Origin of the sequence: Sphingobacterium chungjuense, from assembly GCF_011316935.1 — a bacterium.
In the GTDB taxonomy this organism is placed as follows: domain Bacteria; phylum Bacteroidota; class Bacteroidia; order Sphingobacteriales; family Sphingobacteriaceae; genus Sphingobacterium; species Sphingobacterium chungjuense.
In genome coordinates this window covers 94,708-119,999 of the sequence record NZ_WLYS01000008.1, presented here as the reverse complement: position 1 = coordinate 119,999, position 25,292 = coordinate 94,708, and the positions used below count along the sequence as shown (strand labels likewise).

Sequence of the window (25,292 nt, the reverse complement as noted above, 5' to 3'; positions counted from 1 at the left end):
AAGGTTATAATGGTTTGATTAGAAAGTTAAAGGTATAATTTTGATATGGAATAAGGTATTGCGTCAACGGCCATGCTCCCCAACTGTTGATACCACCTACTCCCATTTGTTTCAAATCGATATTTAATTGCGTCTGCGGGCGCTTCACTAAGTCGGCCGCGTGGCGCTGAATGCGTTTCTCACCATCGTCTAGATCTTCGTCAAAGTAATGCAGCGCACTAGCACTAAAGGTACTATCTGCTGCGATCAGTAATCCGCGACCTTTCTTATTGGTTACTTTGTACCAACGTAGATCAGTCTTGTTACCCGTCTCATTCGGCATTACGTATGGGAAATATTGCTCATCTACTGTTTGCTCGTATTGTCCTACATGTGCGCTGAAATGACGGTCTATATAATTTTCATGCGGTCCACGACCATAGAAAGCGACATTTTCGAAACCTGCTGGCAAGATCCACTGCATACCAAAGCGTGGTAATACACCGACTTGCTGCGCTGTATCGACCGCTAACTTTTGCGAAACAGAAATAACACCCGCTGCATTAATGACGTAGTTTATTTCTAACGTAGCGAACACCGATGGAAGCTGCTGCTGTACAGTCACGTACGCCAAATCGTCCTTCAGCTCGAAGCGCATATCTTTCAATTCCGTCTTTTGCGTGGCTGCTTTCCAAGCGGCTAGCTTGGTTGGGATTTTGGCGCCGATGTCGTTATCATTCGGAGCGCGCCAGAAGTTAGCTTTAAATTTTGTTGCTGATTCTAATAAAGCAGTTCCTTTGTAAACGAATTGGCTAATTGCCCCTGTGGCCGCATCAAAGCGAATATCTACATCTTTAGATTTCACGACGATGCCCGACTGATCCTGCTGTGCTGATAGCTTTCCTTCCGCTACCACGGATGCTGCCATTGGATATGTTCCTCCTAATTTCAATTGCTCAGTAGCTACGATATGACCGGATGGAATCAGCGGTTCTGCCTGCTTCAGTCTATAGGTAACGTTTAAAAATGTCTCTCCATCCTGTTTCTTATCCCATTGGAAAGGTAAAGTCACCGTTTTTTGCGGATCAACGGATAGTTGATCTACTGTCCATGAAGATACTTTTTTACCGTTGCGAATGATTTCGAAATCGGCCTTGACATTGCTCAAGTCGGTAAAGAACTTCTCATTATAAATGTTAACTGCTGCATCGCCCGACAAGCTGGTATGAATATCTTGATAAACCTTTTTCATTTCCCAAGCATGTGGATAGGGTGTGCGGTTGCTGTAAAAAATGCCTTTGGAAGCAAAGTTCCAATCGGTGATCGCCTCTTTGGGTTCATAATCTCCACCATAGGTATAGACGGTATCGCCTTTCTCGTTGATTTTCTGGAAGGTCTGATCTACGAAATCCCAAATATAACCACCTTGAAAATGTCCTTTATTTTCCCGAATTATATCCCAATAATCCTTAAAGTTACCAAGCGAGTTGCCCATAGCATGTGCGTATTCACATTGTATAAATGGTTTTGTTGGCTTCGGATAGCGCTTTACATAGTTCTTCATCGCATCCGGACTAGCGTACATCGGCACATTCAGATCTGTATTCCAATCGAAACGCAATTCGCCGTAATTGACTACCGCACGTTCGTATTGTACTGGACGAGTGGTATCGCGTGCTTTCATCGCGACATAACTTCTGTAGAAATTATAGCCATTCCCAGCTTCATTTCCCATGCTCCAGATCACCACACTGGCGTGATTTTTATCGCGCTCTTGCAGTCGTGTCACACGAGAAACATGCGCATTTTCCCAAGTCGGACGATTAGCCATGGTATATGAAAGATCGTAACCCATACCGTGCGACTCGATATTGGCCTCATCAATGACATACAAACCGTACTCATCGCACAAGTCCAACCACAATTCGGCATTCGGATAGTGACTATTTCTAACGGAGTTGATATTGAAAAGCTTCATCAACTCAATATCCTTAATCATGGATTCGCGAGAAATAACCTGTCCAGTTTTTGGATCGGTTTCATGGCGATTTACGCCTTTTATCAGGATCGGTTGGCCATTTACCAAGAATTGCCCGTTTTTAATTTCAATCTTTCTAAATCCAATTCTAGTTGGAATAACCTCCAGAACATTGCCCTGCGCATCAAGCAAGATAGACGTAATTTTGTAGAGGTTTGGTGTTTCTGCTGTCCATAAGGCGGGCTTAGCCACCGAAATATCTGCTTTCACGTTCGTGGAATTGCCTACCGCAACGGTTTTCTGTCCGATCACTTCTTTGCCATGCGTCAGTACGAAAGTCACCTGATGCCCTTTATCTGTCGCTTGGTTGAGCTTCACTTGCGCGTGCAACACACCTTGATCGTAGGAATTATTGAGCGTAGGCACCATATCCACATCGTAGATGTATTCTTTATTACGCGCTAGCAAATAGCAATCGCGAGTAATACCACTCAATCGCCACATATCCTGATCTTCTAGATAATTGGCGACGCCCCAACGCATGACTTTAAGGGCAATTAAATTTTTACCCTTTTTCAGAAAAGGACTAAGATCAAATTCGGAAGGCAGCTTGCTATCTTCGCCATAGCCGACGTATTCACCATTCACCCATACCGACAAATTGGATTTGGCAGCGCCAATGTGCAAAGTAATCTGTTTTCCAGCCCAATCATCTCCAATCTCCACTTCCCGACGATACACGGCTGTAGGATTGAAATCCATCGGAACGTGTGGTGGATTGGGACGACCAATTAAATACGTAAACTCAAAACCGGAGGTCGTGTACATCGGAAAGCCATAACCATTCATCTCCCAATTGGCCGGAACTTGAAACGTAGGCCATTGGCTATCATCATGATTGGTCTTTTCAAATCCTGCTGGCAAATCGGCTGGCGCTTCTACCCACTTAAACTTCCAAGCGCCGTTGAGACTTTGATAGTTGCTAGATTGTTTCCAATCTCCTTTGTCGGCCGCAGATTGATTTTCGTACACAAAGTAATCACTGCGCATCGGCAATCGATTGACTTCGACAATCGTTTCATCCAACCATGGAATACCTTTACGCTGTGCATCCGTGAGCGTAGCTTTGGCTTCGCCAGAGCCCGACAGGGTGACGCTTGATTGCGCAAATGCTGTGGAACATGCGAATGCCGTTAGGGCAAAAAAAGTAAGTTTCTTATACAGTTTACTATTCATATCGATCGAAAATGACTGCATATCGCTACGCGGTCGACTATTGAAAATCGGCTAGTATGTGTTAATAGCACTAAGATAATGGCAAAAGGATGCTATAGAGGGGGTCATTTTTGCCCAAAACAGGGTGCATATTGACCGAAACGGAATGACTGCGCCTGATCAGGTAACGAATGTATGACATCGGCCAGATTTAAGATCTGTTTGCAAGCATAGCGGAGCAGAACATAAAAAAACCGCAGACCATATTGCTATGATCTACGGCTAATAAACAACTATAAAAACGATCTTTTAAAATCCAGTTGGAGCAGAACCACCAGCGGTAGTCCATCCTGGGTTTTGATAAATAACAGAAGTTGCCGGTGAATTATCTGGCGAAGTCAGGATAAAGTGCAAAGCAGCAATAGGTTCTAAGTAATGTGCCATCGTAAAACGAGCGCCATTATATCCTAAAGAACTTCCTTGTATCTCTAACGGACGCAAGTAGGCACTACGCGCTGGATCAGATACAATTGCATTGCTATTGGATGCCCCAAACACTAAAGCACTTGCCTGATACCAGTCTTTCATTGGACCCCATAATTTGAACCCTTCGAAATGGTATGGCGTCTGCGCCATTTGATCCATCGCGCGCCAGCGTTTCAAATCCATCCAACGCAAGCCTTCGGCCATTAATTCATTACGACGCTCACGACGAATGTTGTATAAAGTAGGACTGATCAGATTGCCAGCAGAATATGCGCCCCAATCCAATGTCTCTTTACTCATCTCAGTAGCCGCAATTGTTTTGCTATAATCAGGATCTACCTTCGCACGAGTACGCAATGCTCTCCAGTAACCTTGTGCTTTACCATCGATGCTTCCATTTTTCTCGTAACAAGCTTCGATGTAGTTCAAATAAGCTTCTGACGCACGGAATGTAATACTGCCGGTATATCCCTGCCCATTGTTCATTTGCATCGCGTCGTACGAAAGGCCTTTACGTAAGGCGTATCCCGTGGTATATTTCTGTTCCCAGTTCGTAGCCAGAATCTGTGGCGTCGGCTCTACAGGAACTTCCGTATTACCAGCACCTCTATTCAACAAAACATTGCGCTGATTAGGTTCTTTTAAGAATAAGTTCAAACGTCCGTCGCGATTGGCACGTACATTAGCGATGTAATCATCCCCCTCATAGCCACTTCCCGCCGCATAAATTGGTAAACCATTAGCCATCAAAAAACTTTCTACCATACTGCGCGTAGTACCTACCGCATAATTTCCGGTAAGTGCATTGACCGGTACATTGTGCGTGACCACGCTTTGGCTGTATTCTCTCCAAAGCAAAACCTCACTATAAGTCGACATATTCACCGCGGAAAACATGTTGTAATACGGATTTTCATTGGCTGGAGATTCGATAATACCGGTGTTTTCGACCAAAGAAACCTCATCTGCTACAACTTGTGCGCTAGACATCGCTTCGGTCAAGAAAAAGTCGATTTCCTGATCAATGCCACCCGAAGGATATTGATAGTTACTGGTGAATTCCTTGGTTGCACCTGGCCATTGCGGACCATTAGGCACGAATGCCGTACCTTTAAAATACTTCAACCAAGTACCTTCATATAAAGCAACCCGTGATTTAAGCAGCAGCGCGACATGCTTAGAAATACGCTGTTTGCGACCGCCTGGTGCTTGCACCTTAAGCAACAGAATCGCAGAATCCAAATCCGACAAGATGAAACGTGCCACTTCGTTACGTGGAGAACGGCGACTCGCCTGCACCAAAATAGCGGGATCGCTATCATCCATATTTACTTTGATGATTGGAAAGTCTCCTAAAGTCTGCAGCTTTTGAAAATAAGCCACCGCCCGCAAAAAATACCCCTCACCCACATAATGAGCGATGTTTTCAGAGCTACCGAATATTTTCCCTGCTTGCCATTTCGGCACCACTGTATTCAGGTAATAATTGGTCTGAAATATTCTGGTGAAATCCCAGTCTCCACCACTTGCGCCAACGCGCTGTTGTCCCGGCACAAAACGATTATTTACCGACGGCGTCACCATATTATCCGTTCCGCCATCAATACCGAAAGTTCCGTAAGACCAGTTGCTATGAGAGGTCATCAGCTGAGAAACCCGATTGATTGTATCTTGGTAACGTGATATCGTATATGCTGCCAATTGACTCTCTTCTTCCAGATAGTTCTCTGGAATGATCTGAGAAGGTGGTTCGATATCTAAGAATTTCTGGCAAGAACTCAGACCTGCCACCACTCCGATTAGGAGCATATATTTTGTAAAAAATTGACTATTAAATTTCATCATTTTCCTAATTAAAACGTAAGACTAAGACCAGCTGACCATACTTTGTTCAATGGATATACTGTTCCGCTTGAACCTCCATCGATCGTTTCTGGGTCGAATACAGACGATACTTTAGAAGAAGTCCACACATTTTCACCTGATATATACACACGCATTCTAGAAATTCCCAAACGATCCATCGTACCAGCTGGTAACGTATAGCCCAACATGATATTTTTCAAACGGATGTATGAAGCGTCTTGTAAATAACGCGTTTGAACTTGCTGATTTCTGCTCGTGTTGAAGGCAGGTCTGGCATAGTAAGCATCTAAATTAGATCCTAGTGGATCGCCTTCCGGACGGAAAAAATCTTCGTGTGCTGTCAAACCAGTGGAAAACCACTGGTTTGACGTTGCTCCCCAGAAATAATATCCGCCCTGCCAAATGTCTCTTTTTCCAACACCTTGAAAGAATAAACTTAAATCAAAGTTTTTGTAATCTGCATTCAAGTTCAAACCAAAGCTGTAACGTGGCGTATTGTTACCAATCACTCTCTTATCACCAGGATTACCTTCGGTATCATCTCCCCAGTCAATCACACCGTCGCCATTTAAATCTTTGTACATGATATCACCAGCCCCCCATTGCTGACCTAAGCGGCTCTGTCCACCATTGGGCAATGTCGCTAAGTGCGCATCCATCTCTTCTTGTGTTTTGGCAATGCCAATGGTTTCATAACCCCAGATTTCACCCATTTTTTGTCCTGTACGATATCTAGTTAATTGACCAGCTTCGTTGTTGAAACGGGTTACGGTAGTTTGATAATCGGAAAGTAAGAACTTCGCGCCGTAGCCAAAACCACCAGCCGTACGATCATTATACCCGATTGTCGCTTCAAAACCAGTTGTTTTCAAGTCTGTATTGTTACTTTGCGGCACCCAAGTTCCTAATGTAGCTGGTAAGGTCGGCGCATCGGCCACCATATTTAAGGTTTTGCGGGTAAATACTTCGAAAGATCCCGTTAATCGGTTACTCATCAAAGCAAAGTCGACCCCGATATTGGCGGTATTGATCGATTCCCAAGTTAGAAAAGAGCTTACTAATCCTGGTGCTCCAGCCGTATTGGGTGACGTACCATTCAATAACCATTGACCATTCGTCACTCCGATTGGCATTACCACGTAGGTTGGATACCAATTTTCTGTCGTTTGGTTACCCAGTTCTCCGTAAGAAGCACGTAACTTCAACATATTCACGGTAGATGTCCAATTCTCGAAGAAAGATTCTTTGGAAATATTCCATCCGGCAGACACCGAAGGAAACCATCCCCAACGTGTTCCTTGACGGAAGCGAGAAGAAGCATCATAACGGAGGTTACCTTCGAAAAGGTACTTTTCTTGATAATCGTAATTCACCCGACCAAAGAAACCTGCTGTTGCCCAGTTTTGGTATGCTCCTGTGACAGCCGGAACGATTAACTCTCCATTAGGATCTGTACCAGTCGTCAAATCCAATACCGGTTGATTCGGAGCGATAATACCATTGCGCTGCGCGCTTAAGCTACGATTCCCTGTCCACTCTGCTTGAAAACCAACCATCCCTTTGATATGGTGATTTCCGAGATATTTGTCGTATTCTGAATAGGCATTGGCATTATAATAATTTTCCTTCCATCCGTACTCGTGCACGTTAGACGCTTGCTTGAACAGGTAAGGTTCATTATTCACATCATAATTATACAATTGTTGGGAATTCCAATGTCTAAATTGCGTAGATGTACGGTAGTTGATCTGTCCTACTGTTTTCCAACCTGCAATAGGCTCTAAAGTCAATTGCAATTGTTGAAACACAAAATCTTTGGTCGATTTGTCGTGACCACCATCACGCATGCCTAATGCTGGAGAAGGCGAACTAAATAAGTTCCCATTTGGATCATACAATGGCAAAGTTGGCCAACCTTGACGACCCAAATCGTCGTAAAATGCATTCGTTAGATTGGCTGGACGCTGATAGTCTTCGCGCACTAAACGTGCATTGTATCCTACCGTGAAATAGTCAGAAACTTGGGAATTGATCTTGGCAGATACCGCGTAGCGATCGTAGTGATCGGTATTGAAAGCCATCATACCACCTTGTTTCATCGCATTTCCAGAAAGGTAGAAGGTTGTTTTTTCCGAGCCGCCATTCAAACTTAGGTTGTGTTCCTGCGCAAATGCACGGTCTTTGTACATCACATCGAACCAATCTACATTGTCATTACCGTAGGCATAGCCTTCACCCCAACGGGATGAATTGTTGGGATCTACGATGGTAGAACCCGTAATCGTGCCATTTTGGTAGTCTAAAATACGTTGTAAGTGCGCTTCGCTAAAAACCAAGCCACTATTCCCATTAACCGCCGCACGGTTGAAGTATTGTGCAAAAGTATACGAGTCCATCATAGAAGGCATGCTGGTCGGCCTATTTGTACGGAAGTTGTTATTGTAGTTAACGACTGTTTTTCCGGCTTTACCCGATTTGGTAGTGACCAAAATTACCCCGAACGCCGCTCTCGATCCATAGATAGAAGATGCACCAGCATCTTTCAATACGGATATACTTTCGATATCCTGCGGATTCAAGGCAGTAAGTGATCCCTCCGATCCATCAATCAATACCAATGGCGAAGAAGATGAACTACCAATAGTACCCAATCCACGCACGTTGATCGACGCACCGGCTTCCATAGAACCACTATTTTGGGAGATATTAAGTCCTGGTGCTAAACCTTGCAAGGCTTGTACCGCATTTTGAACCGGTCTGTTCTCTAATTGCTTAGAATCAACAATAGCTACGGAACCCGTCAGGTTGGTTTTCTTTTGCGTTCCAAAACCTACGACGACTACTTCTTCTAGCGCATCGCCCCCGGAGGTCAACATCTCTACGTTGAGCGTAAATTCTCCGTTTGCGCCAGCATTTTGATCGGCTAAATTAATGGTTTGCCGCTGGTATCCCATCGCGGTAATGATCAATGCATCTGTCGGTTTTACCGCGATGCTAAATTCACCTTGTTCATTGGTAGCAGTCCCCTGCTGCGTACCCTGCACTTGCACAGATACGCCTGCAAGTGCTTGTCCTTCTGCGGTGACCTTTCCTCTAGCTTGCCGACTTTGGGCATAAGCGGAATGGAGTGCCACTGCGATCATTAAAAACATCAAAGCGACGCTCTTAATGAGGTAACGATTTTTTCTCATTCTTTTTGGTAATTAGGATTTATATTTTTCTTATCGATTGGTAGCCGATGTTGTTAGGTTCATTGTGGTACACACTGTCGTGCGCACTGGCTAGGATCGATTAGTTAAGGGACAAATTTCTATAAAAAAAATGCCCATAACGTGGGCATTTTCATCTTTGACAAGGGGTAAATTCGTTTTAAATATGTTTTTAAATGAATTAGAACGCCTTTTTTATGTTTAGGCATACTTTCCTTAGTATTTCCAACGATCTTGCCATTGGAAGAACAATAATCCGGCATCATCAAATTCAATAGGCAGCCAAATATATCGGCTATCTTTTAAGTTTTTAGGATTCCACCGGTCGGCCATAAAGATGAATGCATCCTTTTTGCCTTGCACTGGAAGGATGTGCGTGCTTTGCGATTCGAAGGTGCGATCTGCACCAGATCCTACGGCAGGATTGTCGTGGCGAGTCCACTCGCCCAGCATCTTGTCAGCCGTTAACAATCGAGCAGCATTAGGCGCCCAACCCGTACAACCAGAGGTTACCATGTAGTACTTTCCATCCTTTTTCAATAAAGCAGGAGCTTCGTTGTGACCACCCGGTTCTACGCGTACATATTTGCCTGTATATCCCAGATAATCTTTGGTCAATTCTGCAATGTGAATGGTGAGATTATCTTCCGCAGAATACACATGATAGGCGGTCTGATCATCATCTACAAACAACGTCATATCCCGAGCCATTTGTCCGCCTTCGAAATCACGACGAACAAAAAGGCCGTCCTTGATCGCTTCCATCCAGCTTGGTGTCCACCATTCGGGATGGTCTCTCTCGGAAACTCTAGATTGGCGCTGCGCTTTGGTCATGTTTAGCGGCCATTTTTTAGGATTCACACGACCTGCTTTATGGAATGTAAAAGGCCCAACAGCATGATCGCTCGTAGCTAAACCGACGTAAGCCGCCTCATATCCTCTGCCTTTGAGCTCTAAATGAAAGTACATGACGAACTTCTTTGTCTTCTCATTATAGATAACTTTTGGACGCTCAATGATACTTCCTTGTGTAATTGGACTGGTAGTATCCGTTGATGTCTTGAGCGCTAATCCCTCTGCTGTCCAACTATATAAATCTTTAGAGGAATACACGGTAACGCCTTGAGATTCTTTGCCACCGCGTTTTTCACCGTACCAATAGTAAGTACCATTATGAAATAACACACCGCCACCATGTGCATTGATATGCTCGCCATTCTGGTCTAACCACAGTTCACCGGGGTGAAATGCAGTTCGCGTATCGACTTGCTTAGGGCGCTGACCAGGCTTCTGATATACACGCACATAATCAATTTCATATCGTGCAGGCAATAGCGAATCATCAATTTCGCCGCCATTATCACCGCCTAAAGCCAGGTTCAACAACATATAATGTGGCTGTTTGAAAGGATAAAAACCAGAACCGTCTTTGTTGGCCAATTTACTTTGTGGCACCTTGTTCAATAGCATATCATCTACGTACAAAGCGATCTCATCTTCATCCCAATCCATCCGCCACACATGAAAATCCTGCGCCCATTTGGCTCCGCCTAATTCGGCGACGGCTTTTTTACCATTGTGCCACTCTGCTTGCCAACGGCGATTAGTACCGACCGCGATGTTCGCCAATAAGTTGCCTTGGTAATATTCCATGACATCTATTTCGCCATTAGAAGGCCATTCCCGATCGACTCCTAAAGTCCAAAATGCCGGCCAAATGCCCTGTCCGATAGGAATTTTGGCGCGCATTTCAAATCGGCCATACTTCCAAGATTGCTTACCGGAGGTATTTATGGAGGAGGAGGTGTACTCGATATTTTTGCGAGATTTTGCCCAATGATTGCTACCTACTTCATAAGTTGGATTTGTTTTGCTTTCTTTTCTAGCTTCAATCACCAAAACACCATTTTGTATCGTGGCATTATCTTCCTGATACCACTGATCTTCGTGATTGCGCTGAAAACCTTTTTCAAAATTCCAGTGTTTCTGATCGACTGCACCTGATTTATCAAATTCGTCGGACCACACCAATTGGTAATTTTGATCTTGTGCATAACAGAAGGCCATACACTGAAAAATAAAGTAAGCTATTATGGAGCTTTTTTTCATAGATATTATATGATGGTTAGTATGAAACAAATGTATGCGCTCCTAAATTCTGATAGAGGGGCATATTCACCAAAACAAGGGTGTATAATACGAATAATGGCATTTTGAGCGTCACAAATCCGTGATATTAGCCGTTACCGCCCCGCTTTTTATTCGGGTTAAATTTGCTTTAAGGCTTTATTAAATTTATATTTATTGGCAAGTAGCATTGTGTAACTACTTGCCAGAAAGACTAGCCACCTAATGAAAACGCTGATACTCCTATTATTATTTGCGACAGTTATATTGCCTGCAAAATCTGAAAGCAATCCTCATACCCGTTACGTTGGTATAGAGCAAGGGCTATCCAATAACAATGTTACGTCTATATTTGAGGATCAGGATGGTTTTATGTGGTTTGGTACCTTCGATGGCTTGAATCGCTATGATGGTTATCAGTTCATGGTGTTTAAAAATCAGCCTGAAGATGGTTGTTCATTGCCGGATAATCGGATTACTGATATTTCTCAAGATGATAAAGGCCGGATATGGGTAGCCAGTAAATCGGGATTTGCCAAGTTAGACGCAGATTACACTCATTTTCAACGCGTACACTGGAAAGATTATCTTCCATTTCGACAAGATCAAAACCCCATATCGGCCAGTGTCAACCAATTGGCATACAATACCACAAAGGGGCTATACGCCGCAACGACGCTCTATGGCCTGCTACACGTGAATACGGATACCGAACGACCAATGGCCTCTCGAATTCCGCTACAACGGCACGACGGGACAAAAATCTTTGATTACAATGCACAAGGAGTCGTGACCACCAGTAAAAATGAGATATGGGTTTTCATTCACAACTACGGACTCTGCCGACTTGATCCTCGCAGTAACACCTTGGAGGTAATCGATGATCGCACCAAAAATAGTGTCGCTATACGAGTGGATGAAAACGGACAATCTATCTGGGTAGCATCTAATGACAACAAGCAGGTATTGTATGAATTCGACTTGCATAAAAAATCATACACCATGTACCCGATAGATGCTAAACTGGCTCCATTTGAAATCACCACGCTCTATGCCAAATACGAAAAAGTATATATAGGCTCTGAAGGCAAGGGAATTGTTGAGTTCGACAAAAGGACGAACCGTTTTGAACAGTATCAGGCAAGTACTAGCTGGATGAAAAGTATGACGGTGTACAGTATGTACGTCGATCATATGCAGCGTAACTGGATAGGAACACTGCGAAGTGGTCTCCATGTGGTCGACAATCGATTATCTCGATTCCACGTGATACAACCTGGATCTGCTAACGACCGACAGAATCCGAAGAATTTTATCCTTTCTTTCGCTAACGGAAATAATAACGACCTGTGGATCGGAACAGATGGTGCCGGCATGATGCATTGGATTCGTAAGCAGCAATCTTTCACGCATTATGCTGCTGATGATAAGAGTAGTTCTGGAAAACTAAACAATAATTTCGTGACGAGCATCGTGCGCGACGAACAGGGTTTTGTATGGGCTTCTACGTATGGTGGTGGGATTAATAGATTAGATCCCAAGACAGGCGTATTCAAACAATATGCTTGCGTTTCTAAAGAAAACAACCGCTTGTTTTCGGCCACTTGGAAATTATTCGCAGATAGCAAAAAACGGATTTGGGCAAGTGCATTACACGGTGGTGGGATCTTTTGTTATAACCGAAATACGGATCAATTCGAAGAAAAATCAAAAGATATCATTGACGTACTGAGCATGTACGAAGAATCGCCAGACCTCATGTGGTTTGGTAGTTGGTCTACCTTGACGATGCGCAACTTTCAGACTGGCGAACAAAAAATCATCAACACCGATTTTCCGGTGCGCGATATTTACACAAACAAAGATGGCTATCTATGGCTTGCTACCGAAGGCGGCGGATTACTTCGTTACGAAAAATCGACTAACAAAGTAAAGCGCTATTCTGAAAAAGATGGCTTACCTAGCAATACCATTTTAAATATTTTGCCCGATAATGCAGGCACACTCTGGCTATCTACCTACAACGGATTGTCAAACTTTGATCCGAGCCCACAAACATTTAAGAATTACTACGATTCTGATGGTCTGCAAAGCAACCAATTCAATTACAATGCGGCCATCAAGTTGAAAGACGGTAGTTTGGCGTTTGGCGGGATTCATGGATTCAATCTATTTCAACCCGGCCAACTGAAATCCTTGCAGCGTGATTCAAAAATGGTGCTCACAGCGGTTAGCGTCAATAACAAGTCTACCAAGCTTTTCACTGGAGATCGCATTTACAGCTCGACTAACCACATCGACAAGCTCACCATACCTTTTGATGATGCTGTGCTCAACGTACACTTTTCGTCATTAGAATACTCCTTCCCTACCAAAGTGGAGTATGCTTACTTTCTGGAAGGTTGGGATAAAGATTGGAACTACGTAGATAATGTAAAAACGGCCAATTATACCAATCTAAAAGAAGGTAAATACACGCTACGCATCAAATCTACCAATGCAGATGGTGTGTGGTCGGGCGTGGAGAAAAAAATGCAAATTGAAATATTACCACCGTGGTGGCGTAGTGCATGGGCTTATTTCGCGTATCTAATCTTATTCGCAACAGTTATTTTTGCCTATATAAGATATGATCGCAAGCAAACTCGATTAAAATATGAGGTCGATCTAGCTAATATTAATGCCGAGAAGAAGAAGGAGCTGCACGACAAGCAGATTGCATTTTTCACCCATATCGCGCATGAATTTAGAAATCCGCTGACATTAATTGTAAATCCACTCAAAGAAATGAGCACGGAGCCAGCCCAGCAAATCGATCGGGAAGATATACATCAGGTATACCGTAATTCCAAACGCTTGCTGAACTTGGTTGACAAGCTGTTATTATTTCGCAAGACAGAGAGTGGCATGGATCAACTACGTTTGGTGCAAGCAGATATTGTGGGTTTGACGCGGGAAGTATTTACCTGTTTTCAACAGCAAGCGACTTTACAACACATTCATTACGCTTTTGAAAGTAATATTGAACAATATGCCTTGTTGGTAGATCGGGAAAAAATGGAAATCTGCCTATTCAACCTGATTAGCAATGCCTTTAAGTACACGCCTGATGGCGGCAGCATTCGCGTTGTCTTGCAATGGCGCATGGACGACTTTTCCATTCAGGTGATTGATACGGGATGTGGTATTGCCGTACAGAATAAAGATCAGGTATTCAATGTATTTGAACGGGATTACATCGGCAATAGTAATAACAAAGGTGGCTTTGGAATCGGTCTATACCTGGTAAAAAGCTTCATTTCAGCGCATAAAGGTTGTATTACTCATCAACCAAATCCTCCTGCCGGCACCCAGTTTGAGATTGTATTGCAAAATGGGAAAGCACATCTTTCCGAATTCACTATCTTCGAAGATGTGGTGGAGCACAGCGTGAGTATAGACGAATTTATCGAATCATCGCGCCACTCTAAAGACGCATCTCGTGTGCAGGAAGATGTTGTAATTGAGGCAAATCATACTATTGCGACTGTAGAAGAAACACCAGATTACCAAAACTTGGTGAGTGACAAGAAGACGATGGTAGTGGTCGATGATAATGTCGAAATCAGAAAATACTTACGCAAAATCTTTCAAAGTCAATTTGAGATTCAAGAAGCAGATTGTGCAGAAGCCGGTATCGCTATGATTGAGCAGACACCGCCAGATATCATCATCAGCGATGTGGTAATGGGTGGCTTATCAGGCATTGATTTATGTCAGCATATCAAAGGTATTCCTGCATTAAGTCATATACCCATTATCTTGCTTACAGCGAGTAACTCGCAAGATATCAAGCTCAAAGGACTGGAAGGTAAGGCCGACGATTATGTAACCAAACCGTTCGACCGTGAACTTTTGATCGCGCGTGTGAACAACCTGATTCACAGCCGCAGCCACATGCAGCGCCATTTCTATGAGGAGATCACGCTGCAGCCGAACAATCATAAAATCTCAAAAGAACACCGACTCTTCTTAGAAAGGTCAATTGCTATCGTGGAAGAGAATCTCGATCAAGAATCTTTTAATGTAAAAGAACTGGCTGACCTGATTGGCATGAGCCATTCCAATTTCTACAAACGCATTAAGGCTATTTCTGGTAAATCGGCTAATGAGTTTATTCGATTTGTGCGACTGCGTAAAGTTGCTCAAATTTTGATAGAGACCGATTCTAATGTGAGTGAAGCAGCCTTTGCGGCAGGCTTCAATGACATTAAATATTTCCGTACGCAGTTCTCCAAAGTTTTTGGAATGAAACCATCGGAGTTTAAAAAGAAATACGACGCGCTGCGAAAAAATCATCGTTTGACGATATGATCGTGACTAGCTACATCAACTCACAGCTATCATTAAAAATGATCTATAACGATCATTCTGTCGACGCATTATAGGGTATATCTTTCGCACGAAGAATTTTACGTATTCTATCTATATCGAGCGTACTCCCTACATGATAGTATACAATTCTTCGATTACGATCCAATATTACGACGGCGGGAATACTTTCTACACCTAATTTGGCACTGAGTAGTTGTCCTCGATCCAAAACGTGTGTCCAATTTATGTTATGCTCTAATCGCGCATTTGTAAATGCAAGGGAGTCTCTATCTAGCGAGATACTCAATATTTTCAATCTATCTTCCGAAAACTCCTCTCGTAAGGCTTTGACCTGTGGCAGTTGCTGCAAGCATGGTCCACACCAGCTGGCCCAAAAATCAATGAATAAAAAATCTTCTTTAATATTAGTAAACGCAATAGCATTTCCGTGAATATCACTCATATTAAGATTAGGGAAAGTTTTATTTTCCCCTAGCACATAGTCCGCAATTTTCTGTTCCAATATCGTTACAATCTTCTGACCTTCAAGTGTTTCCTTAAATTTTTTCGGAAAGACTGATTCGAAATACGTAAGAAGTTCATTGCAATACTGCGCATCATTTTCTATAAATAGCAATGAAGTCATTATCTGATCTGAAAAATAAAAAAAAGAAAAGAAATCATGTGCGTACGGTCGTAGAAAACTAGATGACTTGCGATTCCTCTGCTTTACTGCATGAAAGAATTCGTTTTTTAAGGAATCGTTATCTCTGCCTCCATGCATATACCTATTATATAGTTCCCCAAAAATTTGAGATTCCACCATTTGTTCGTTTTGTAATTTCCGGTAAATTTCATTAGAAGCGGTATCTAAGACTGAGGTAAGATTGACGATATCGCCATCGTGAAGAGTAGAATCGCTACGATTGCCGTAAAGGGTAAGACTGGATAGGCTATCATTAACAAAGTAGGTGGCAAAGAAATTAGATCCTTTATCACCTATGGTTAGCCTTGGGAATATCGTATTGTTGGTCTTACGCACGGTGATGATGGAATCTTTAGGTTGATCTTCAATATAATACAATGTAATACCATCGTTAACGTGGATTATTAATTTGTCTCTGTCTACATCAACTAACTTTATTTTTATTTCAACAGTATCCTGACCGTATAAAAAAGGCGACACTAACGAGAAAAATAATGCAATAAATAGGAATTTTTTTTTGTTTCTTAACATTTGGTTTCTTAGGTTAACATATACATTGTAAGGTTTATAAGGCAGCAGGATGATTTTAATATGCTTTATTTCAAAATTTGACTATAGGTTGCATAGACCAACATCCATCATTGAAAAAACACACAAAAATCTTAACGAATGTATGAAAATTGTCAATTTATTTAGACAAGAATCCAGATATATAACAATCTTTAACACAAAAAGACATAACTTGGTAATTAATGAAATTAACGGAATCATTCGTTTACGATCATCATGCTTTTTGGCTTAACCCCTTGTTTATGAAATATCTTATTGCGACGGCACTACTTTTGGCCAATCTTTATGCAGCTAAAGCTCAAACCAAACAGGTGCTATTACAGAATGTCCGATTGCTTGATCATCAAGCGGCAGACCTTACTGCTCCCATGCATGTATTGATCTCGGGCAGTACCATAGAGAAGATCAGCTCCTCTCCCATAGCTATTCAAGATGATGATGTGGTCAAAATCGATGGCAAAGGCAAAACCTTAATGCCGGGTCTGATTGACGTGCATGTGCATTTGGTATTTGGTGCATTAACGCTGCCGCAAATGGTCACCAGCGACATGTCAGAGGAATTTTTGGTTCAACAGGTGGGCAAATCTGCTGGTGACATGCTACTACGCGGTTTTACCAGTGTGCGCGATGCAGGCGGTCCTATTTTTCCGCTGAAGGCAGCAATTGATAAAGGCCAATTGGTGGGACCGCGGGTGTGGCCTTCTGGAGCAACAATCAGCCAAACGGCTGGACATGGCGATTTTAGAACTCCCGATGAGCGTTCGCGCAAATTCTTTGGCGTCGTATCAAGAGCGGAGCGTTATGGAGCTACCTTCATTGCTGACGGCCGGCCAGAAGTACTGACTGCAGTACGCGAAAACTTGCGCTTCGGCGCTAGCCAGATCAAGTTGATGGCCGGTGGTGGCACTTCTTCGGCCTATGATCCGATTGATGTGACGCAATATACGTTTGACGAGATGAAAGCCGCTGTAGAGGCAGCCGAAGATTGGGGAACGTATGTGATGGTGCATGCCTACACGCCAAGAGCAGTACAACGCGCAGTGGAAGCTGGTGTTAAATCGATCGAACATGGACAAATGCTCGACGAAGAAACCCTACAATTGCTGGCAGATAAAGGCATCTGGCTTAGCTTGCAAAACCTAATGGACAACAATGATAATATGGATGCCCAGCGCAAAGCGAAACGCAAACCCGTATTGGAAGGACAGGAAAAAGTATGGCCTTTGGCCAAAAAATTAGGCGTGAAGTTGGCTTGGGGAACGGATTTCTTATTCGAACCAGAACTGAACGACGATCAAAACAGTTATATCTTGCGTTTACAAAAATGGTTTACCAATGCCGAGATCCTAAAAATGATCACGAAAGACAATGCGGAGCTTTTGCAATTATCTGGTTTACGCAGTCCATATCCAGGTAAGTTGGGCGTGATCGAAGAGCAGGCATTAGCCGATCTGCTATTGGTAGATGGCAATCCACTGAAAGATCTGTCTTTGCTCGCTAATCCAGAAAAAAACTTCCTGCTGATTATAAAAGATGGTCAGATTTTTAAGAATACGATTGGGAGGAAGTAATTAAGTAGATATTAGAGAAAAGACAAAGGCATTAGTATGTATCGCAACATCGTATTCCTTGGCAATAAAGTACCCCAAAGAAAGAATAAATTTTAAAATATGCCCTTATCTTCACTTTGCGAAAGTAAGGGCATATTTCGTTAAAATCTGATTAAGTTCGGTGCCTTCGTGATAAAACGATCTAATACGCCATCGGCAACCTTTACTGGCCCCTCAACACGAGTGGCTCCAGGTGTAGATTGGATAGCCTCCGCTTCGGCAGCATACTTTTTAGCTTGATCAAAATGAACATTTGCAGACGAATCACCTTGGTTGGTCGCAGCTAATCCAGCAGCAGTAGACGAAAGTGCTTTCCCCCACAAAACCATCGCGTCTAGCCACGGCTGTGCTTCAGTAATAAAACCTTGGTCTACGTTCCCACTGCGAATGATTTCTGGTACTTGGGTGAAATAGGCCGCATGCTCTGCTAGCTGCGTGATCGCTTGTTGCCGACTTGGCGCATCGCCATTCGCCATACGATCTTCTACCTTATCGAGAATAGACTTGAGGTAAGGCGCCTGTGGCTGCCAAGGATGCGTGCCAAAAGTTGGCGCAAGGTGCTGTGTATCAAAGAAGGTTAGCAATGCTTCGCTCACCTCAGAATTCCAACCTGCTAGCTCACGTGCCGCAAACTTCCACGTCCGATCAGCATCGTAATCTTTATCATTCCAAGCAAAGGCCACGATCCCAGTAACAGCAACGCGGCTCGCTACTTCTTGATTCATCGGATTGGATACAATTCCTGTTAGTTCTTGAGACAATCCTGCTTCACGCTGTAGGTAAGGCGCTAGCAATAATCTTCCTGCCGATTCGCCGTAATCGTTTACGGGATAGTTATCCCACAAAAATGTCTTTCGGCCAAATGCTTTCGTTGCATTACGCGCATCCGAAATGGAGATAGATGGCGGTACGACATCCGTTCCTGTCCATTGCACGACAATTGTGGAGTCTAGATGCTTACGTAGCGCCTCTTTGTAAGGTGTTTCTTTGGCATCGTAGTATTCAGTCGGCACCATAATTAAAGGAGGCGCTGTTGGATCTACCTTTTTGATATCAGCCTGTACGGCGTTCAGCAAATGTGCCTGGGCACGCGCAGCAGCCTCAGCACCCGAAGGTCCGAAAGTGATCGAATCCAGCTCGCAGTTCCACTCCTTATACTCGATATCATCTAATGCTACATAGAAACTGCGAATGCCCAAACCGCGAAGGACTTCGAATTTGTTCAGCAATGCCTGTAGATCGTTTGGATCAGAAAAACAAACTGTTGGACCAGGGGAAATGGCATAGACAAAGTTAATATGATTATTTTTAGATATTGCCGCAAGTTTCTCAAGCTCTTTTAATGTTGCCGCAGGGTAAGGCTCGCGCCAGCGATCACGTGCATATGGATCGTCTTTTGGACTGTAGATAAACGTATTGGCTTTTACTGTAGCTAAAAAATTAATGTGCTTTTCTCGCTCCTCCATAGACCATGGTTTGCCATAAAATCCTTCAATTGTACCTCGAATTGGCAATGCCGGATGGTCATTGATCACTAATGCGGGAATAGAACCACGTTGCGCTAATTGTCGAAACGTTTGTGCCGCGTAGTACAGTCCATTCACATCTTTGCCCACCAAGGTAATAAGCGCTCCGGCATCCATTTGCTTACTTGCCAAAGTGTATCCACTGGCGGCGGTGTCAGTAGTTGAAGTGATTTGTTTTAATGCATCAAGCACCTGAGAATCCTGCTGAGTACCCAATACGATATACGTAGCATCTAGTTTTTTAGGGAGTTTCTTTGCTGCTTTTACAGATTGTACACCTGCACCTTTTAGAATCTGAGCGACTAAGGCGCTCGTTCCAGCATCGACGGTAGATGAAGAGACCAACACGACCGATTTCCCTAAAAGAATATTCCCTTTTCCCAGTTCCATGTATACAGGGGCAGGAAAAATTGCTGGCATGGTAGATACCTTTTGCGAAATCGAATTGTCTGTGAAGTGTTGTGCTTTAGATGATTGGGCAAACGTCGTACTCGCACCCAAAAAGGGTATCGTAACGGCAGCCAATAGTAGCCTTTTGAGGTTTTTATTCATAATAGCCAAATCTAATAAATATCACGGTTTTTATAATAAAAAAACCAGATATACATTACATGTATGCTTTCAATAAAGGATAAAAACTCCAGGCACCAGTCTCCCTTTTACTTTTTCAATTTTTGCAAACGCTCTTTCGCTGCGGGCACAATATCGTCCTCCTCGGTATAATTCTGAATGATACTTTCTAGCGTACTTCTTGCTTGAAGCGTATTGCCTTTGCGTGCATAAGTGTCTGCGAGTAGAATGAAGCTCTTGGCCACCCAATATTCCTGTTCATCCATATTCTCAATCACATCAAAAGCCGACTTAAGCGCTTTATCATACTCTTTATCTTCGTATTGCTTTAGTCCGACCAGATATCTTGCCTCCGCGCTGGCTGCCGATTGACTCTTTGACGCCGCTAAGTTGAGTTCTTTTAATGCCGTTTGCTTATCACCATTTTTTTGTTTTGCCTTTGCCGTATACAAGTGCACCATCGCCAATTCCGCGTCGGTTGCCTGACTATAGTTTCTGACCAACTTAGCATACTTCTCCATCTGCTCAAAATCACCAATCTCGAAATAACACATCATCAAATTGGTTACTGCATAACCGTATTTATCTTTATAATCTGGGTTTAGCTCCAGTTTTTTGAGATGTACGATTGCTTCATTGTACTGCTTCAAGTCCAGGTATAATGCCGCTACGGTCACCAACGTATTCTTGGTGTACGCACTGGTCCAAGTATTCAGGATAATGTTCAAGTCGTGCAATGCTTCTTTTGGTTTTCCTGTATGGTAAAAACTCACGCCGCGGATATAACGGGCATGTTTCTCTTGTCGAGGTTTGGGAAATTTATCAAAATAAGCATTGATGGCCTCCACAGCTGCGGCGTATTGTCCTCTCGAAAACAATGTGTTGCCTGCTTGGAAGGCTAGATTATCTAATTCGGAAGGACTAAGATCGGTAACATTTGTACCTGTAGCGTATCGAATATAACTGGTAGCATCTCCCTGATCCAGATAAATATTTTCGATAGAATGTAAAGCTTGGGCTGCTTCTCCTGTTGTAGAATATTCTTTGACTACTTTTTCGAAGGTGGCCAAAGCCGCTTCGGTGTCATTCTTATTGTACTGAACTAAGCCAATCGTCATTAGGGCACGAGGAACATAGCTGCTTCTCGGGTACTTTTTGATCATTCGCTGCAAACCATCAATAGCCGCGTCATAATCTCCGGAAGTGAAATACATATACGGGATCTCAAAAGCGACGTCATCTGCGTAATTCGAATTTGGAAATCTATCTACCACCGCACGCAATGTTTTCAATTTACCTTCCTTGTCGCCCTGCAAACCTTGAATAATACCTTGTTGGAATAAGGCATAATCCTGATTAGGGGCTTTCTCCTTAATAAGCTGATTGTAGTAATCTTTGGCTCGACCATAGTTGCGCATCGAAAGGTAAGCATCGCCCAGACGAGCCAATACATCATATTGTATGTTTTTATCTGACGTGCCTTCGCTAGAGGCTAAGAAACGCTCTAAATACTCTGCCGCCATACTGTATCTGTTGATTCGGAATGCGGCGTAGGCTAAGGCATAATTTGCATAATTATATACGGTAGTTTGCCGCGCAGCAGGCAATCTTAGGAACTGAGAGAAATTGTCTACCGCCTCGGCATATTTGCGCACTTCATACATAGCCTCTGCTTTCCAATAGGTTGCTAGCGCAGCCATTTCTTCATCAAAAGCAAACTTCTCCGATCGCATAAACATGGATATACTGTTTTCAAACGCGCGTTCGTTATAGAATTCCAAACCACGGAAATAGGTGATCTTCTGATACACGCGATCCGCTTGGCGGTCCCGATCTTGAAAAGATTCTAAAAGATATACCGCTGCCTGAAAATTGCTGGTACCGGATAACACATCGGCTAATCGCATTTCTGTGGTCTCCGCTTTTTCTGTATCATTCTTATAGTCCGCGTATTTCAATGCGATGAATTCATTGAGCGGTCGTATCGAATTTTGGACGGAGTCCAACTCTGTTAGTACTTTGCCATAATTGAACAGGGCATCTGCTCGTAGCTCTTCATCATAATTTAATCGCGATGCTTTGTAAAAAGCATCGCGTGCCCGGCTCTTGTTGCCTATCTGCACATCGGTATGCCCCAAAGCGATTAGTGAACTTTGATAAAAGGCATCTAACGGCTTTACCTGCTCCAAGATAGATCTGGATCGGTCGAACTCGCCAGCCCGATAAGCCAAAATACCAATTCGGTTATTGTCGATATTGCTCTGCAAAGCATTAGGATACCTTTGCGGCAGCGGCATATGGTAAGCTTCTCTATACCGATTTTTCTGGAAGTAAATGGCTGCAGCAGTTCGGCGCATCTCATTCTCAAGCGCTTTTCGGTCTATATTCATATCCGGGCTGCGGCGTATTTTCACCGCATCCGCCAACATGGGGCGATAATCACGCACCACCGTGATCGAATCCATCATGGATGTGGCAGCCTCTTTCCTCTCGGTTGGCTGACTTTGTTCTTGTTTCTTCGCTCCTTCTTGCGCGTACGCGGTGATTACTACGAATGAAAAAACTCCGGTCAATATATTTTTTAAGCGATTGTGATCAATCATCTGTGGCATTGTCATTTTAGTCTATTACTGAGATTTTATAAAAGCGGTATTCTGATATGATAATACTAATTGCAAAATTTATACCGTCGTTCTTGTATGATATCTAAAAATATAAATTTCTGTGCAAAAACAGGGTAATTGCGGTAATAATTCCGTGCTACGTGGACATTGTATTAAGCTAGTCATGCAACCTTTTACCATAGCGATTATCTTTTCTCGGATATGTAAAGCCTCAAATTTTGCACTATTATACCAGCGAAACGCTTATCACCGCCTACCGACTTACGGTTCTCGATGGAGAGTTCATTAATACAAAAATTGACACAAATACCTTCTTCTCATTAAAAAACTATTAATATTTAATGAATTATTTTGCTAAGTTTATGCTAACTACCAAAATAATTGAAGTTCAGGTCAGCATCCACATGACCTAAAATTTGCTTATTATGAATGAAAAGCAACTATTAACAGGCTTAATATCCAGTGATAATAGAGCATTTTCCATTTTTTTCAATACCTATTGGAAGGAATTTTTCCTATACACCAACAGAATATTGAACGATGAGGAAGAGAGCGTGGATATTCTTCAGGACACATTCGCCACTATTTGGGAAAACAGGAAAAAGCTGATGCATGTGCAGTCCTTGAAAGCATATATGTACACCATTATCCATCATAAAGCGGTAAAAAGCATCAAAAAGAATAGTAAGCAGCGTCAACTGATCCAAGATTTATATCACTATTTCCCCGATCAGACCGATAAGCCACTGGAAGAGATTAATGCAAAAGAATTGGCTGATTTTATTCAGAAAGAGATCCAACAATTATCACCGCGGATGCGTGAAATCTTTTTACTGAGCAGAGATGAGCAACTATCCTACAAAGAAATTGCACAACGACTGTCTATTTCAGAAAATACTGTAAAAAAGCAGGTAAGTCTTTCATTAAAACAACTGAGAAAAGGTATAGACAAAGTGTATTTTGCTAAGTCCGTAGGTGCAATCAGCGTCTATAAAGCATTGGTAACCGTTATTCAAATGTAAAATAATACACTGTAAATCAGCAATTTGAAAATTATTTTAATTTTCACATACTACCAAAGCATTGTTTTAGACACTTCATAGTATAACTAACCCAACAAACAATGCTTCGCGACGAGTTCGACAACTTGCTAAATAAATACCTGGATGGATCTTGCACAGACGAGGAACGTCAACTCATTAATCTTTGGCTGATCAAGCGTGGAGCAGACGAACACATAAAAGTTGCTATTACAGACGAGAAAGTACTGAAAGATCGCCTTCTAGCAGGCATAGATAAGCTTGATCGAGAGCAGTTGCTTCATAATGACATGAGTAAGGGAGCAATACCCAAGACATTTATTCCACTTCTCAAAAAATACTTACTACCTATTGCGGCACTATTCCTTTTAGCCATCTTTTCTATAATCTGGTATGCACAACAGAATCAGATGAAGCAACAAGATCTGGCAAACCTTAACGCTATTCCTGCGGTAGAAAATACATTGACTCCAACCTCATTCAAAATTAATGTGGCAGGAAAAGACTACTTGATCGACAGCTTACCAACAAACGAAGAATTGATCATCGGCAAGACCATTCTGATCAAGCATGCTAACAATACATTGCAGTACAAACTAGCTGATGAGACGGGTATCAATTCTAAGATCCTCCATACCATCAGCGTACCTGCTGGAAGAGATCTCCATCTCTTACTTTCGGACGGATCAAAAATATGGCTAAATACAGAAAGTGTGTTACGATTTCCTGCACAGTTTGCTGCCGATGAACGTCATCTTTATCTATTGGGCGAAGGATTTTTTGAGGTCGCCTCCAACACCGCTCATCCATTCATCGTTAATAGTCAAGATTTCCATGTCCGAGCGACGGGAACCGAGTTTCATATTCGTGCCTATCCTGATGATACTAAAAAAACGACCACTTTAGTAGAGGGTAAAGTGGACGTAAGCACCAATAAACAAAACCAAAAGCTTAAGCCTAATCAGCAATGGGCATGGCAAAAAGCAGGAAGCGCTACCGTAAAAGATGTCGATGTATCTGATATTTTAGCGAATAAAGATGGCTACTTTGTGTTTCAGCAAAAGGACATCATGGAAATTATGCATGAAGTATCCCGTTGGTATGGTATTGACGTTCAATTTGATGGCAAGATCAGTCAAACAAAATTCGGAGGTACATTCTCTAAAAAACGTACTATAGACGAACTCATAGATTACCTCTCCGTATTGGGAGGATTCCACATCAAAAGGCAAGGAAGGGAGGTGATCATCATGCCCTAAGAAAAACAAAAACCGGAGTGCTCTAACACGTCCGGTTCATTAGGCACTAATTACGATGCCTTCAGGTCAAACAATTGCGGTAACAATTCTAACTAACCTATAACATGCAATTATATGAAAATTTTGCTGTCCAAAAAAGGAACAGCCTCACATCTTTTTGCCTTACTCGGCTCA

Annotated in this window: 11 protein-coding genes; 4 read left to right on the top strand and 7 right to left on the bottom strand. The window is 42.7% G+C overall.

The window, feature by feature from the left end:
- Positions 1 to 4 precede the first annotated feature (4 nt).
- The 4 genes from GKO22_RS15685 to GKO22_RS15670 form a co-directional block, all read right to left on the bottom strand.
- Positions 5 to 3,193, bottom strand: coding sequence for a glycoside hydrolase family 2 TIM barrel-domain containing protein (locus GKO22_RS15685; RefSeq protein ID WP_166336697.1), 3,189 nt, complete (start codon positions 3,191 to 3,193; stop codon positions 5 to 7).
- 288 nt (positions 3,194 to 3,481) lie between these two features.
- Positions 3,482 to 5,467: a RagB/SusD family nutrient uptake outer membrane protein gene (locus GKO22_RS15680; protein ID WP_166336695.1), complete on the bottom strand. Its 1,986-nt coding sequence runs from the start codon at positions 5,465 to 5,467 to the stop codon at positions 3,482 to 3,484.
- Between the two features lie 44 nt (positions 5,468 to 5,511).
- Complete coding sequence (locus GKO22_RS15675; protein WP_166336693.1) at positions 5,512 to 8,715, bottom strand: SusC/RagA family TonB-linked outer membrane protein; 3,204 nt, start codon at positions 8,713 to 8,715, stop codon at positions 5,512 to 5,514.
- A 234-nt stretch (positions 8,716 to 8,949) separates the two neighbouring features.
- The gene (locus tag GKO22_RS15670; protein WP_240920342.1) at positions 8,950 to 10,800 is read right to left on the bottom strand and encodes a family 16 glycosylhydrolase; all 1,851 of its coding nucleotides are present in this window, start codon (positions 10,798 to 10,800) and stop codon (positions 8,950 to 8,952) included.
- A 285-nt stretch (positions 10,801 to 11,085) separates the two neighbouring features.
- Here GKO22_RS15670 and GKO22_RS15665 point away from each other — a divergent pair, with 285 nt between their 5' ends.
- The gene (locus GKO22_RS15665; protein WP_166336689.1) at positions 11,086 to 15,213 is read left to right on the top strand and encodes a hybrid sensor histidine kinase/response regulator transcription factor; all 4,128 of its coding nucleotides are present in this window, start codon (positions 11,086 to 11,088) and stop codon (positions 15,211 to 15,213) included.
- 52 nt (positions 15,214 to 15,265) lie between these two features.
- Here GKO22_RS15665 and GKO22_RS15660 read toward each other — a convergent pair whose 3' ends face one another.
- Positions 15,266 to 16,450 (bottom strand): TlpA family protein disulfide reductase, encoded by a 1,185-nt coding sequence (locus tag GKO22_RS15660; RefSeq protein WP_166336687.1) that lies wholly within the window; start codon positions 16,448 to 16,450, stop codon positions 15,266 to 15,268.
- A 281-nt stretch (positions 16,451 to 16,731) separates the two neighbouring features.
- Here GKO22_RS15660 and GKO22_RS15655 point away from each other — a divergent pair, with 281 nt between their 5' ends.
- A complete protein-coding gene (locus GKO22_RS15655) occupies positions 16,732 to 18,060 on the top strand; it encodes a metal-dependent hydrolase family protein (protein WP_166336685.1) in 1,329 nt (442 codons plus the stop codon).
- A gap of 140 nt (positions 18,061 to 18,200) precedes the next feature.
- On the opposite strand, the gene GKO22_RS15650 is transcribed toward GKO22_RS15655, so the two are convergent.
- Together GKO22_RS15650 and GKO22_RS15645 are read right to left on the bottom strand one after the other, a co-directional pair.
- On the bottom strand, positions 18,201 to 20,177 hold the full coding sequence (locus tag GKO22_RS15650; protein WP_166336683.1) for a beta-N-acetylhexosaminidase family protein: 1,977 nt from the start codon (positions 20,175 to 20,177) through the stop codon (positions 18,201 to 18,203).
- Positions 20,178 to 20,284: 107 nt separating this feature from the next.
- Positions 20,285 to 22,813, bottom strand: a complete 2,529-nt coding sequence (locus GKO22_RS15645; protein WP_166336681.1) for a tetratricopeptide repeat protein — start codon at positions 22,811 to 22,813, stop codon at positions 20,285 to 20,287.
- Positions 22,814 to 23,244: 431 nt separating this feature from the next.
- Between GKO22_RS15645 and GKO22_RS15640 the strand changes: the two genes are divergently transcribed.
- On the top strand, positions 23,245 to 23,841 hold the full coding sequence (locus GKO22_RS15640) for an RNA polymerase sigma factor (protein ID WP_166336679.1): 597 nt from the start codon (positions 23,245 to 23,247) through the stop codon (positions 23,839 to 23,841).
- A gap of 101 nt (positions 23,842 to 23,942) precedes the next feature.
- Positions 23,943 to 25,118 carry a FecR family protein gene (locus GKO22_RS15635; protein WP_166336677.1) on the top strand — a complete coding sequence of 392 codons (1,176 nt, stop codon included), beginning with the start codon at positions 23,943 to 23,945 and terminating at the stop codon, positions 25,116 to 25,118.
- Positions 25,119 to 25,292 lie beyond the last annotated feature (174 nt).

What these genes read in the sequence shown, in the direction of transcription:
- GKO22_RS15685 (WP_166336697.1), bottom strand. Translation starts at nt 3,193, where the DNA reads ATGAATAGTAAACTGTATAAGAAACTTACTTTTTTTGCCCTAACGGCA.
- GKO22_RS15675 (WP_166336693.1), bottom strand. Translation starts at nt 8,715, where the DNA reads ATGAGAAAAAATCGTTACCTCATTAAGAGCGTCGCTTTGATGTTTTTA.
- GKO22_RS15670 (WP_240920342.1), bottom strand. Translation starts at nt 10,800, where the DNA reads ATGGCCTTCTGTTATGCACAAGATCAAAATTACCAATTGGTGTGGTCC.
- GKO22_RS15655 (WP_166336685.1), top strand. Translation starts at nt 16,732, where the DNA reads ATGAAATATCTTATTGCGACGGCACTACTTTTGGCCAATCTTTATGCA.
- GKO22_RS15635 (WP_166336677.1), top strand. Translation starts at nt 23,943, where the DNA reads ATGCTTCGCGACGAGTTCGACAACTTGCTAAATAAATACCTGGATGGA.
- GKO22_RS15680 (WP_166336695.1), bottom strand. Translation starts at nt 5,467, where the DNA reads ATGCTCCTAATCGGAGTGGTGGCAGGTCTGAGTTCTTGCCAGAAATTC.
- GKO22_RS15640 (WP_166336679.1), top strand. Translation starts at nt 23,245, where the DNA reads ATGAATGAAAAGCAACTATTAACAGGCTTAATATCCAGTGATAATAGA.
- GKO22_RS15645 (WP_166336681.1), bottom strand. Translation starts at nt 22,813, where the DNA reads ATGACAATGCCACAGATGATTGATCACAATCGCTTAAAAAATATATTG.
- GKO22_RS15660 (WP_166336687.1), bottom strand. Translation starts at nt 16,450, where the DNA reads ATGTTAAGAAACAAAAAAAAATTCCTATTTATTGCATTATTTTTCTCG.
- GKO22_RS15650 (WP_166336683.1), bottom strand. Translation starts at nt 20,177, where the DNA reads ATGAATAAAAACCTCAAAAGGCTACTATTGGCTGCCGTTACGATACCC.
- GKO22_RS15665 (WP_166336689.1), top strand. Translation starts at nt 11,086, where the DNA reads ATGAAAACGCTGATACTCCTATTATTATTTGCGACAGTTATATTGCCT.